The 13476-nt window shown below is 63.2% G+C and carries 9 protein-coding genes; 1 reads left to right on the plus strand and 8 read right to left on the minus strand.

Translation table 11 applies throughout. The annotated features are described in order from the left end of the window. Positions 1–52 precede the first annotated feature (52 nt). The 5 genes from ABID58_RS21925 to ABID58_RS21945 form a co-directional block, all read right to left on the minus strand. Positions 53–1696: an acyl-CoA synthetase gene (locus ABID58_RS21925; RefSeq protein WP_354034529.1), complete on the minus strand. Its 1644-nt coding sequence runs from the start codon at positions 1694–1696 to the stop codon at positions 53–55. Between the two features lie 22 nt (positions 1697–1718). Then, the gene (locus ABID58_RS21930) at positions 1719–3608 is read right to left on the minus strand and encodes a TRAP transporter large permease (protein ID WP_354034531.1); all 1890 of its coding nucleotides are present in this window, start codon (positions 3606–3608) and stop codon (positions 1719–1721) included. A gap of 15 nt (positions 3609–3623) precedes the next feature. Further along, on the minus strand, positions 3624–4655 hold the full coding sequence (locus ABID58_RS21935) for a TRAP transporter substrate-binding protein (RefSeq protein WP_354034534.1): 1032 nt from the start codon (positions 4653–4655) through the stop codon (positions 3624–3626). A 457-nt stretch (positions 4656–5112) separates the two neighbouring features. Further along, positions 5113–7233, minus strand: coding sequence for a glucans biosynthesis glucosyltransferase MdoH (mdoH, locus tag ABID58_RS21940; RefSeq protein ID WP_354034536.1), 2121 nt, complete (start codon positions 7231–7233; stop codon positions 5113–5115). After that, positions 7221–8729 (minus strand): glucan biosynthesis protein G, encoded by a 1509-nt coding sequence (locus ABID58_RS21945; RefSeq protein ID WP_354034538.1) that lies wholly within the window; start codon positions 8727–8729, stop codon positions 7221–7223. Before ABID58_RS21945 ends, mdoH begins: the two co-directional genes overlap by 13 nt. 268 nt (positions 8730–8997) lie before the next feature. On the opposite strand from ABID58_RS21945, the gene ABID58_RS21950 reads away from it, so the two are divergent. Beyond that, positions 8998–10197, plus strand: a complete 1200-nt coding sequence (locus ABID58_RS21950; RefSeq protein ID WP_354034540.1) for a M24 family metallopeptidase — start codon at positions 8998–9000, stop codon at positions 10195–10197. Between the two features lie 63 nt (positions 10198–10260). Here ABID58_RS21950 and ABID58_RS21955 read toward each other — a convergent pair whose 3' ends face one another. Genes ABID58_RS21955 through ABID58_RS21965 form a run of 3 tightly spaced genes read right to left on the minus strand, consistent with a single transcriptional unit; the run spans position 10261 to position 13470 of the window. Beyond that, the gene (locus tag ABID58_RS21955) at positions 10261–11979 is read right to left on the minus strand and encodes an FAD-dependent oxidoreductase (RefSeq protein WP_354034542.1); all 1719 of its coding nucleotides are present in this window, start codon (positions 11977–11979) and stop codon (positions 10261–10263) included. 16 nt (positions 11980–11995) lie between these two features. Further along, the gene (locus ABID58_RS21960; RefSeq protein ID WP_148752217.1) at positions 11996–12814 is read right to left on the minus strand and encodes a sugar phosphate isomerase/epimerase family protein; all 819 of its coding nucleotides are present in this window, start codon (positions 12812–12814) and stop codon (positions 11996–11998) included. Continuing rightward, positions 12814–13470, minus strand: a complete 657-nt coding sequence (locus ABID58_RS21965) for a hypothetical protein (RefSeq protein ID WP_148752219.1) — start codon at positions 13468–13470, stop codon at positions 12814–12816. The genes ABID58_RS21960 and ABID58_RS21965 overlap by 1 nt, the downstream gene beginning before the upstream one ends. Positions 13471–13476 lie beyond the last annotated feature (6 nt).

The raw sequence follows: 13476 nt of genomic DNA on the forward strand, positions 1-13476 counted from the left end.
CGCGCGACCGTTACGGCCCATGTTTCTACATGTGTCTGAAACCGGAACGCACTCAGGCTGTAATCGCCTTGGCCGAGCCGACCTCGTTGCGCAGCAGGAATTTCTGGATCTTGCCCGTCGACGTCTTCGGGATCGGTCCGAACACGACGGCCTTCGGCGTCTTGAAGCCGCTCATATGCGAACGACAGAAGGCGATGATGTCGGCCTCGCTCGCGCTCGCACCGTCCTTCAATTCGACGAAGGCGCAGGGCACTTCACCCCATTTCGGATCGGGCTTTGCGACCACGGCGGCGAACAGCACGGCCGGGTGCTTGTAGAGGATGTCCTCGACCTCGACCGACGAGATGTTCTCGCCGCCGGAGATGATGATGTCCTTGGAGCGGTCCTTGATGATGACGTAGCCGTGCTCGTCGAGCACGCCAAGATCGCCGGTATGAAACCAGCCGCCCTCGAAGGCTTCCTTCGTCGCCTTCTCGTTCTTGAGGTAGCCCTTCATCACGATATTGCCGCGGAACATGACCTCGCCGATGGTCTCGCCGTCACGCGGCACCTCCTGCATGGTCTGCGGATTGATGACCGTGACGCCTTCCTCGAGCGGGTAGGGCACGCCCTGCCGCCGCTTCATGCGCGCCCGTTCGGGCGCTGGAAGCTCATCCCAGCCGGGCTGCTCGGCGCAGACGGAGGCGGGGCCGTAGACCTCGGTCAGGCCATAGACGTGCGTGAGCTTGATGCCGATGTTTTCCGCACCCTCCAGCACCGCGACTGGCGGCGCGGCGCCTGCGATCAGGCCGACGACGCGGCGAGCGGCGTTGCCTTTGGGTGCGTCGGGCGCGTTGATCAGCGTGTTGTAGACGATCGGCGCGCCGCAAATGTGGGTGACGCCGTGGGCCTTGATCAGCTCGAAGATTTTTGTCGGCTCGACCTTGCGCAGGCAGACATTGATGCCGGCAGCTGCCGCGATGGTCCACGGAAAGCACCAGCCGTTGCAATGGAACATCGGCAGCGTCCAGAGATAGACCGGATGCTGGCCGAGTTGGCCTGCGAGGATGTTGCTGACGGCGTTGAGATACGCGCCGCGATGATGCGTAACGACGCCCTTTGGATTGCCTGTCGTACCGGAGGTATAGCTCAGCGCGATCGCGTCCCATTCGTCCTCGGGCGGAATCGCCGTGAAGCCGGGATCGCCTTGCGCAACCGCCGCTTCATATTCGATCTCGCCGATGCGCTTGCCGCCCTTGAAGGCGGCATCGTCGACGTCGATCACGAATGGCTTTGGCCCGCTCATCTGCGCCAGCGCATCGGTGATCACGCTCGAAAACTCGGGATCGACCAGAATGATCTTGGCGCCGCCATGGTCGAGCTGAAACGCGATCGAGGGCGCGTCGAGACGGATGTTGAGCGCATTGAGCACGGCGCCCGTCATGGGCACCGCGAAGTGCGCCTCGTTCATCGCCGGGATGTTCGGCAGCATCGCCGCGATGGTATCGCCGACGCCGATGCCCTTGCCTGCGAGATAAGAGGCAAAGCGGCGGCAGCGCTCGTAGGTCTGCGCCCACGTGAAGCTGCGGCCTTCGTAGACGGTGCTGACGTGATCGGGATAGACAGCGGCGCTGCGCGCGAGGAAGCTCAGCGGGCTCAGCGGCACATAGTTGGCAGGGGTCTTGTCCAGGCCGATATTGTACTGGCTCTCACGCATCGACACCCTCCTTCACACCGCCTTACAGGAATCCGATCGAGATCCATGGGAAGACCGCGACGATGATCAATCCCACCAGCAGCGCCAGCAGATAACCCCAGATCGGCCTGATGCCCTCGGCCGGATCGACGCGTCCGATGGCGCAGGCGGCATAATAGCCGACGCCGAAGGGCGGGGCGAATAATCCGATGCCCATGGCGAGAATGATCACCATCGCGTAGTGGACCTCGTGCACCCCGACGGCACGCGCAATCGGAAACAACAGCGGCCCGAACAGCACGATCGCCGGGATGCCCTCCAGCACGCTGCCGAGGATGGTGAAGGCCAGGATCGAGACGGCGATGAAGGCCGCCGGTCCCCCGGGCAATCCCGTCATGGCTGATGCCAGCGAGCGCGAGAAGCCGGACTGGGTCAGACCCCAGGCCATGCCGGTGGCCGTGCCGATGATCAGGAGGATCGCACCCGACAGCGCCGCGGTCTCGACCAGCATCGGAAACAGCCGCCGCCAGTCGAAGCGGCGGTAGACGAGGAGGCCGACGAGGGCGCCATAGACGATGCCGATGGTGGAGACTTCGGTGGCGGTGGCGATGCCTTCGACCACGGCGTAGCGGATCACGAAGGGCAGTGCGAGCGCGGGCAGGGCGATGACGAAGGTCTTGCCGATCTCGCTGCCCGTGGCGCGGCGGACATGACTCATATCCTCGTGACGGTAGCGCCACCACACCAGCATGCAGAGCGTGACCGCAAGCACCACGCCGGGCAGGAGGCCGCCGGTGAACAGCGCCGCGATGGAGACGCCGGTGACCGAGCCGATCGTGATCAGCACGAGGCTCGGTGGGATGGTCTCGGTTTGGGCGCCAGTTGCCGCAAGCAGCGCGACGAGATCGCCGGGCTTGGCGCCGCGCTGCTTCATCTCCGGGAACAGCACGGGCGCGACCGCGGCCATGTCGGCGGCCTTGGCGCCGGAAATGCCTGAGACCAGATACATGGCGCCTACCAGCACGTAGTGCAGCCCGCCGCGGACATGGCCGAGCAGGCTCGCCAGGAACGCCACCATGGCCCGCGCCATGCCGGTCATCTCGATCAGCAGCCCCAGGAACACGAACAGCGGCACCGAGAGCAGGATGAGGTGGCTCATGCCCTCGTCCATCCGCCCGACCAGCACCATGACCGGCGTGTGCGTGGTCAGCGCCAGATAGCCGAAGATCGCCAGCCCAAAGCCGAACGCAATGGGAACGCCGGCAAAGACACAGAAGCCGGCGACGCCGACGAAAAAGATGACAAGGTTGAGATTGCCGAGCGGCCGCAGATAAGGCTGCGCCAGCCAGAACAGGCCGATCACGATGACGACCGACAGCACGGCGGCCACGACCGTCCGGTAGTCCGCCGCGCGCAGCAGCCGCAGCAAGGCAAACGCCGCCATCAGGCAGATCCCGACCGGGAGCGCAGCGGCGCGCCACATGTTCGAGATCTGGAGCGCCGGCGTGGTGATGTAGCTCTCTTCGTAGGCGTAGTCGTAGGACGGCCAGACGATCAGCGCCAGGAACGCAAGTGCGGCACAGGTCGCGACGAGGTCGAGATAGGCCCGCATCGCCGGCCTGGCGCTCGCGACGATCGCTGTCATGCGCATGTGCTCGGAGCGGCGGAACGCCACCGCCGCGCCCAGCATAGCCAGCCACAGGAACAGGATCGAGGCGAGCTCGTCGGACCAGATCAGTGGCCGGTGGAGACCGTAGCGCGCCACCACGCCGGCAAACAGGATCACGATCTCGGCGACCACCAGGACGGCTGCCGGGATTTCGACGATGAGGCCGAGGATGCGCTCCAGCGAAGCCAGCAACGAAGGTCGGCGAGGGGACTGCACAGCCACCTCGCCCACCACTTCGGTCACCTTAACCTCGATATGAGCCATGACGGCCTGGATGGGTTACGACAGCTTGCCGACGGCCTTTTCCAGGAGCTCCCAGGGCTGCTCGCCGTATTTGCCTTTCCACTCGGCATAGAAGCCGGCGGCGCGCAGCTTGTCGCGGAACGGCGCGACCGTGGGCTGGTTGAAGGTCAGGCCCTTAGCCGCGAGCTCCTGCTGGAGATTGGCGTTCAGCTTGGCCGTGTCCACACGCTCGTTGACGGCGGCGGCATTGATGTTCTTGGCGACGACGGTGCGCACGTCCGCCGGCAGCTTTTCCCACGCGCGGCGGTTGGCCAGGAACCAGAAGCCGTCCCACATATGGTTGGTCAGCGAGCAGAACTTCTGCACCTCATAGAGCTTTGCGGTCGAGATGATGGCCAGCGGGTTCTCCTGGCCCTCGACGATCTTGGTCTGGAGCGCCGAATAGACCTCGCTGAAATTGATCGAGGCGGGCGCGGCATCGAACGCCTTGAACATCGAGGTCCATAGCGGCGACACCGGCACGCGAATCTTGAAGCCCTTGAGATCGTCCGGGCCCGTGATCGGCTTGCTCGACGACGTTGTCTGGCGGAAGCCGTTGTCCCAGATCTTGTCCATGACCTCGAGGCCGGCTTTCTTGATCTCGCCGCGGACATAGCCGCCGAGGTCGCCGTCCATGGCCTTCCAGACCGTGTCGTAGTCCGGGAATGCGAAGCCGATGCCGTTGATCGATGCCGCCGGCACCAGCGTTGCCAGGATCAGGCCGGACAACGTGAAGAACTCGACGCCGCCAGAACGGATCTGGCTCAGCATGTCGGTGTCGGAACCGAGCTGGTTGTTCGGAAAGATCTGCAGGTCGAACTTGCCATTGGTCTCGCTCTTGATCGCGGCCGCCATCTCCTTGGCGCGCACGTTCAGCGGATGGGTGTCCGGCAGGTTATTGGCATATTTGTAGGAGAACTCGGCGGCCTGGGCACGGGCCACATAAGGCGCGCCGACGCCGCCAAAGACGGCGGTCGCGGCGGAGGCCTTGAGAAGCGTGCGGCGGGAAAAACGCGTTGAAAAGACCATGGGTCCTGCTTCCTCGGAAGTTTGTTCTTGTTGTGAGACGCAAACCTATACGGACGTCTGGTCGGCAGTCATCTGCGATCTCGCGAAGCTCGCTTATTGCAGCCGGACAAGGTCGCGGCAATATCGGCTTTGGGCACAGATGGGCTGGATTCAAAAACCGAAAAACAACCCCATGCACAGTAGCCGTCAAGAGCCGGGAGGACGGTTGATGGACGGATTGAAAATCAGCCGGAAGTGAAGGCGTATTAGCAGGAACTTGGCCTAAATAACTGATCTAATTGAATATAAAGATATTCCATAATATACCTTATGCGAATTACGGGATAACCGAGCCCAAGCTGCCTGTAAATGCCCAAGTGGACGTCAAGTGGACGTGAAGTCGCGCCCGCCCCGGCAAAACGCTGCACCTCCAGGCACCGGCTGACTTGAACCGCAAAATGGCGCGCCGCGCAGCAGCTCACTGCAGTTTCATGACCTGCTCAAGGGCGACCCGGTGCTTCAGCAAGGCAAATCTCTCCCGCGCGCTGAGGCTGGCTACGACCTCTTCGAAACTGTCGCTCTGCTCAATCTTGGCGCGGGCAATCGCAAGGTCCACGTCGATCCATCGCGATTTGCGCGGCGGCGGCTCCAGTGACTCCATATGCGCTCTCAACAGCCCACGGTTTTGCCAGAGCGCCAACAGGGCTCCGGGAATCTCGATCCGGGGCAAGCAGGCAAGCTCGCTCGCCCGCTTCAGCACTGTCGGCGAGAGATTATCCTCCGGCGTCGCAAACAGGCGCGCCATTCTCGTTGGTGCCGACGTGACGAGTCCGATCGGAATGGCAAGAGCGAGCCCAATGATCACCGGCGACATCCAGAGGAGCAGCGGCAGCGAAACGGCGTAGGCACTTGCCGCCATCGCCATCCCGCACAAACTCGGGACGGCGAATTTGCGATAGACCTCCTCGCGCCTGATCCCGCCGTCGCCTCGCCGTTGCACCTGCCAGCCGGCATCACGCCCGAGCAGGATCTCCGCCACGGCAGTCGATTGAAAGATCATCATGGACGGAGCGATCAGGGCTGCAAGCAGGCTCTCGGCGATGACCGCTGCCAGGACACGAAATCCGCCACCAAAGGCCTGCCGTTCCGCACGCTTCGTGAGCAGAAAAAGATATGCCAATAGCTTCGGCAGAATGAGGAGCCCCATGGTCGCGGCAAAGACCCAGGCGGCAAGCACGGGATCTTGTGCAGGCCACGTCGGAAACAACGCAAAACCTTTGGGAAAGTATTCTGGCTTGACGAAATAGGCCTGCAGAGAGATGAGAATTCCGAGCAATAGAAACAGCAGCCACAGCGGAGCGGTCAGGTAAGAGCCGATCCCGGTCAACAGGTGAAGCCTGGATATCCAGTGCAAACCGCGGGCCGGCAGAACGGCGAGATGCTGGAGATTGCCCTGACACCAGCGGCGGTCTCTTGCGGCAAAATCCAGCAATGACGGCGGCACCTCCTCGAAGCTGCCGCCCAGAGCGGGGGCCATGAAGATCCCCCACCCGGCCCGTCGCATCAGTGCCGCTTCGACAAAATCGTGACTAAGGATGTGCCCACCGAACGGCTTCCTCCCGCGCAGTTCGGGTAAGCCTGCCTCCTGCGCGAAAGCCTTCGTCCGGATGATGGCATTGTGTCCCCAATAGTTACCCTCGGAGACGTGCCACCAGGCGTTTCCGGCAGCGATCAACGGGCCGTACAGACGGCTGGAGAACTGCTGAAGCCGGCTAAACAGGGTGCGCGCATTGACGACGATGGGAAGCGTCTGAATCAGTGCGGCTTGCGGGTTTGCCTCCATCGCGTGCACCAGCCGAACGATGGTATCTCCGCTCATCAGGCTGTCCGCGTCGAGAATGATCATATAGTCGTAAGCGCCGCCGAAGCGCCTCACCCATTCGGCGATGTTGCCGGACTTCCGAGCGGTGTTGTCGGACCGATGCCGATAGTAGAGACGGCCGGAACCACAGCTCCGCTGCAGTTCCACAAATGCAAGCTCCTCACTGATCCAGATGTCCGGGTCCGTCGTGTCACTGAGAAGAAACCAATCGAACAATGCGGCATGTCCGGTCTCGCCGATCGACTCGTGCATGGCGCGGAGCCGGGCCGTGAGATGATGGGGATCCTCATTATAAGTCGGCAACAGCATGGCCGTTCGGCCGGTGATCGCCGGCAGCGGACCGTGGCTGTCGATTGGCAGCACATCCTGTCGACGTCGCAGCAGCACAAAGAAGCCCGCCAGTGAAGACATGAATGAAAACGCGATCCAGGCGAGCAACACGAGGAATAGCGCAAGCACAATCCCTTCGAGCACCGTGACGCCGCCAACTTTGAGAACATCGTACATCTCAACGGCGCCCCCAGCGGTAAGCGCGATCGTTCCGCCAAAAATGAACAGGCGCCGCGCTGCAACCGCTCCGCTGGCCCGCTGTCGCGCCAGCTTTGCATCGGTGCTCCCGTCCAATCGACATGGCGGCATCGGAAGAGGCGTTTCATCCGGGAGATACCGAACGCTCAGGTCAGACCCGAGCGCAGGCGAAGTCGTCAGGGCGCCCATCGATAAATCCATACTTCGGATATTGGTTGATCGCCCTGCATCAAGACCGCCCTCAACTCGATGGGTGCATTCTTGACGATGCACTGAAAACTCAGGCGCCAGCCGCCGGTTTCTGGATTTGGCTGTGTGACGACATTGCTGATCTCGGATTTGTCCGCGCTGACGGCGCCCTTCACCCTGTCAGGATCGACCTCTTTCAGCCTGTCGCCGGCAAGTTCGAGCACGAACAGCTTGCTGCCCTCGCCCCGCGTGCCAACGCCGGTGCGGGTAAATCGGGCCAGCGAATTCGGTTTCGGCGCATCGGGACCCCAGTGCAGCCGATAGGTGTAATTGTTCTCGCTTTTGGCGGGAATGGCTGCTTTCGGACGCCAGAACGCAGCGATGTTGTCGTGAATTTCCTCCTTGGTCGGGATCTCGAAAAGGACCACGCTGCCCTCGCCCCAATCTCCTATCGGTTCGACCCAGAGGCTTGGCCGACGCTCAAAGCGCGATTCGATGTCCTCGTAAGCAAAAAAGTTCTTCTCTCGCTGCATCAGGCCAAAGCCGCGAGGGTTGAGATCATTGAACGTGCCGGCCTGCAGGTCGCGAGGATTGTTGAGTGGACGCCAGAGCTGCTCGCCCTTTCCGTTGAATATCGCAAGGCCATCGGAGTCATGCACCGCGGGGCGGAAGTCATCGACATTCTGCCGATCGTTCGGACCGAAAAAGAACATGCTCGTCGTCGGCGCAAGTCCAGCATGTTGCAGTTCGACCCGCGGATAAAGCGCCATCTCGACGTCAAAGACCGTGCTTGCACCAGGCCTGATCGTGAATCGGTAGCTTGCGGTTGCGCTCTTGCTGTCGAGCAGCGCGTGAACCACGATGGATGTGGCACCGGATGCGGGCTTCTCCAGCCAGAAGGCCTTGAAGAAGGGAAACTCCTCTCCCTTGGCTTCGCCGGTGTCGATCGCAAGACCGCGCGCGGACAGCCCATAGGTCTCGCCTTTGGCAACGGCGCGGAAGTAGCTGGCGCCGAGAAAAACGCAAACCTCATCATGGTAGTCGGCCCGGTTGATCGGGGCGTGAATGCGAAAGCCGGCAAATCCAAGATCGACATCGGGCACCGGGCCGATCTTGTCGCCGAACGCAAAATCGTCGCGCCGGTACCGGATCGGCGCGGCTCGTCCACCAGAGACCTCGTAGAAGTCGACCCTGTTCTTGTAGAAAAAACCGCGGTGGAAAAACTGGATCTCGAAGGGCAGTTGCTCGCTGCGCCAAAGCGCCCGCTCCGGCAGGAAGCGAATTGACCGATACTGATCGTAGTCGAGATCCTTGATTCCGTCCGGGAGCTTTTCCTCCGGTGCCTCAAACGGCTTACTCGCCATATTGCGGGCTAGCTCGCGCACATAGGAGGTCCCGAACGGGACCTCCTCCGCCAATGCCGCAGGGAATGCACCCGGTAGAGATGTCGCCAATGGCATCAATGCCGAGGCTTCCAAGAAGTGGCGGCGGTTCAATTGTTCTTCCCGTTCGGTTCCGGACCGCCAAGGCAACCGTCTCGACGTGTTCAAGTTCCACCGACACCGCCGAATCGGCGCGCGGGCGGCGATCAAGGTCAAATGTCGCCTGGGTGCACGTTCGCCGGTCCAAAGCCGGAATGCGTTGGGATCTCGCCAGGCCGGCTGAATTCACGATGCCCAAACCCTTGCCTTCGACCTACAATCAATATCTCGTAGGGAGAACAGGCCGTTCAAACCGGCCGACAACGAGAAACGGAGGTTCGTCATGCAGGAGAACGTCGCCCGCGCCGGCAGCTCGCGCGCCATTCCATTCGATGCCGCCAAGCTCGATCGTCTCATGGAGGCCGCAGGGCTCGACGTCCTGATCGCGACCTCCAAGCACAATGTGCAGTACCTGCTTGGCGCCGAGCGCGCGATCTTCTTCGACTATATGGATGCCATGGGCGTCAGCCGCTATCTGCCGGTGCTGGTTTATCCCAAGGGCGCGCCTGACAAGGCTGTCTATATCGGCCACCGGCTGGAGACCCATCAGCGCGCCGTCGCGCCGCCCTGGGTGCCGCAGGTCCGCACGGAGTCCAACGGCTCGGTCGACGCGATCACGCGCGCCGTGGCGCTGATCCGGGATGCCGGCGTGCCGCTGAAGCGGGTCGGCGTCGAGATGGCGTTCCTGCCGATGGACGCAGGGAAGGCGCTGGCCGACGCCCTGCCCGGCGCCGAGCTCAAGGACGCGCTGCTGGTGCTGGAGCGGCTGCGGGCGGTGAAGTCGGCGGATGAGCTGAGGCAGCTCAAGACAGCCTCGGAGCTCGTGATCGCATCGATGCTGGAGGTGATTGGCAAGCACGGGCCGGGCACCACCAAGCAGCAATTGTCGGACGCGTTGCGCGTCGCCGAAGCCAACCGCGGGCTGACCTTCGAATACTGCCTGCTCGCCTGCGGCAGCAGCCACAACCGGGCGCCGTCGTCGCAGCGCTGGGAGCAAGGCGATGTGCTGTCGCTCGACTCCGGCGGCAATTATCACGGCTATATCGGCGATCTCGCGCGCATGGCCGTGCTCGGTGAGCCCGACACGGAGCTGAAGGACTATCTCGCCGAGATCGAGGCGGTGCAGCGCGCGGCCTTCGCCGCGGTCCAGCCGGGCACCATGGGCGGCGATATCTACGTCGCGGCCGAGCGGCAGCTCGCCCGAATCAGCCAGCGCGGCTGCACCGATTTCCTGGCCCACGGCATGGGCCTCGTCAGCCACGAGGCCCCTCACCTGACAGCCACGGGTCCGGTGCCCTACGACGACACCGATGCCCGGCTGCCGCTCGAGCCCGGCATGGTGGTGTCGATCGAGACCACCATGAAGCATCCGAAGCGCGGCTTCATCAAGCTCGAGGACACGGTCGTGGTGACGCCGACGGGGCACGAGATTTTCGGCGAGGGTGGCCGCGGGTGGAATCTCGGGGGCAGCCTACCGCGCTGACGAATTTCTCAGCCCGACTTTTTGTGAAGTGTCGCGGGCGACCCTAAGATTTGGAGCCACGCTTCAGGCGAGAAACCTGCGTAGCGCTCCCGCAGCATCCATTGCGGCGCACCAACCGAACACCATCGCCGGGCCGATCATTGTGCCAGGTCCCGGGTAAGTGCCGCGGAAGATCGAGGATGCATCGGTGCCGACCGCGTAAAGGCCGGATATGATCTTCCCATCTCGAGACAAGACCCGGCCGCACGAATCCGTGCGCAAGCCGGCGCTGCTGGCAAGGTCTGACGGCCAGACGGCCACCGCATAGTACGGTCCTGGCCCGATCCGCCGCAGACAAGGATTCGGTTTGCCCCTGGGATCGCCATTGAACCGGTTCAGTTCGCTGGAGCCTCGGCCGAAGTCTTCGTCGATCCCGGTTTCTGCAAAGCCGTTGTATCGCTCGACCGTCTGCACAAGGTGGTCGGCATCCACGCCGATCTTGCGGGCCAACGCCTCGATGGTTTCGCCTTCCATCAGATATCCGGCATCGAGGAAGCCACTCAAATTCCTGGTCCCGGGGTGAACCAGCCCGAGGCCAAAATCCCTGATGAAGCTGCGGTCGCAAATCAGGAAGGCCGGCGTAGCTGACGCTTCCGACGCGTTCGAGCGCAGCATCGCTGCGACGAAGTCGTGGTAGGAATCGGCTTCATTCACGAAGCGGCGGCCGGATTTGTTCACGGCTAGCAGCCCCGGCTTGGCCCGATCCAGCATGATGTGCGGGAAGACCGAGACATGGCCATCGGCCTGCGCCATCACCGAGCTCGGCATCCACAAGGCCGGGCTTTCGAGGTCGCGCTCGATCACGGCGTTGACACGCTCGGCCGCGAGGATGCCGTCTCCGGTGTTGGATGATGGCGCAAGCGAAAAGCGCCGCGCGGCGTCCGGGAACAGCCGCTCACGAAGGTCGCGGCTCCAGCCGATGCCGCCTGTCGCCAGCACCACGCCTTTGCGGGCACGTATAGCCACCTCTCCGCCCGGAGACGACAAGGCCGCACCGACGATGTCGTCGCCTTCGCAGATAATCTCGTGAAGTGCTGTCTCAAATCGCAAGCCGACGCCGGCGCGACGGACGCTGTCAAATAGTCTGGCAACAAGCGCATTGCCCATGATCAGCCGCGTTCCGCGCCTGTGGTGGATTCGATCCAGCGCATGGCGCGTGAGAAGGCCGACGACGTGTCGAAAAGTCGTCCAGTTGCGGAAGGGTGCCAGCAAAGGCGAAATGTCCGCCTTCCCGATCATCATGCCGCCGAGAGCCATGAACTCCCGGCGGGGCGGCCCGATGCGGGCAAAGTCGCTGCCGAGCTTGCGACCATCGAACGGCACCGCACCGAGCGCTCGACCGCCGATCGCGGCGCCCGGCAGGTTCTTGTAATCGGGATGGACCGGCGGTGCGGCGAACTGCACGCTCGTCTTCTGCTCGAGATAGTCGAGAACGATCGGGCCAACTTTCAGGAATGTGTCCAGGCGTTCGTCTGTCGCGTGCGCGCCGAGCATCGCGGCGAGATAGGTGCGCGCAGCCTCGATCGTGTCAGGGGTGCCTGCGCGTTGTCCCTGCCGATTGCCCGGGATCCAGACGGTACCGGCGGAAGTCGCGGTCGTGCCGCCCACCATGTCCGACTTTTCGCAAAGAATGACATCGAGCCCTTCGAGGGCACCGACCAACGCGGCCGTCATGCCGGCGGCACCGGCGCCTATGACCAGCAGATCGGTCTCAACGGCAAAGCAGCGATCGCCTTGCGGCATCCGGAGCACCCTTCCTTCAGGAATTCGCGCGCGCCCTCTCGACCACGGACTTGCCCGCCGCGAGCGCCCGGCGCGCTCGCGTTTCGGCATCAACGGTCTTCGCCAGTTGAACGGTCGGGACTTCAATGCTGATTGTGAGGTCGTCCGGCATCGCCTTCGTCAGTCCAATAAGATCGATGGCACCCTCGCCCGGAAACATGCGCTCCTCACGCGCGGCATGGATGAGCTGCTCCGTCGTGGCCGGACGTTCGGCCGGGCCGTCGCAGAGTTGCCAATAGTGAAGCCGACGCGCCGGGATGGTGCGGAGATCGACAAGGGAGCTCTGCGATCGATCGAAATGCAGCGCATCGACCAGAATGCCGGCAGCGGGATGATCGACATCGCCGACGATCCGCATCGCGGCCTTGAGGTCGGGAACACTGGTCCAGGGCATGAATTCGAGATCGGACGTCAGTCCATACGTTGCGGCCGCTTCGCAAAACTGCCGGTAGCGATCCGAAAACCGTGCCAGATCCGGATCGTAGGCGGCAACGAGGATATGCTTGGCGCCGAGGCGCGCACCCGCCTCGAAGAAGGGTGTGAAGGACGCAACGTCCGTCTCCGGCCGGAACGCAACGACTTCGAGATCGGCGACGGTCACGCCCGTCGACTGCAGCCGCGCCAGCGTCTCCCGCAGCAGCGGTGCATCGTCCATCAGGCGATAAGCAATTCCGCCCGGCGTTGCCGGCAGCAGCCTCAGCCCGACTGTCTCGTAGCCGCAGCGGGCCGCCAGCTCGATCATCTCGGGCGGCGCAAGCTCCAGCACGGTCAGGGCGGCGAGCGAGAAACTTGCCATCAGCCGAAATCCGCGATGCGGGCGTCGAGCGCGAACATGCCTTGATAGACCTCCGGCTCGCTCGCCCGGCCGAGAACGTCAGGCGCAATCGTGCGCGCCTGCTGCAAGGTGGCCTGCAGCGAGGTCAGGTCGAGCGCCTCGATCAACAGAAGGCCTGAGAAGAACCCCTCCTCCTTGCGCATGCCCTTCTCAGTGGTCGGCACCGATGTCCGTGCCTCGTCGCTCGCGCCGATCTGCACGGCCGCGACCCCGTCGCATGCAACGAGCGCCTCGGCCAACTTTTGCGGATTCCCGGGCAGCTTCTCGATCCGTAGCGCAGTGATCGTGGCCCCCTCGCCGCGCCCTGCCCGCGCCACCATGGTGCCGCCGCCCCGGATGAAATTGTCGAGCTTGGGCATGATGCGCTGCGACCACGGCGTCGGTGCGTTGAGGCGCGCCAGATAGGCTTCGCCATCGAGGACCTCGGGCGTTTCCAGCTCGTACAGGATGAAGAAGCGATTGACGTCGTCCCGCATCGCGCGGAAGACGCGCGATGCCAGGAAACCCCTGGTCGTGACCCGCTCAGTGGTGTGCTCGCGCGTCAGCCAGTGCCGGTAATCGGTCAGGTCCTGCGCCGCGACGTCGCTCCAGATGGCGAGAAATCCCGATCCGCGCATTGCGTT

It is taken from the genome of Bradyrhizobium sp. S3.2.6, assembly GCF_040546885.1.
GTDB lineage: Bacteria > Pseudomonadota > Alphaproteobacteria > Rhizobiales > Xanthobacteraceae > Bradyrhizobium > Bradyrhizobium cytisi.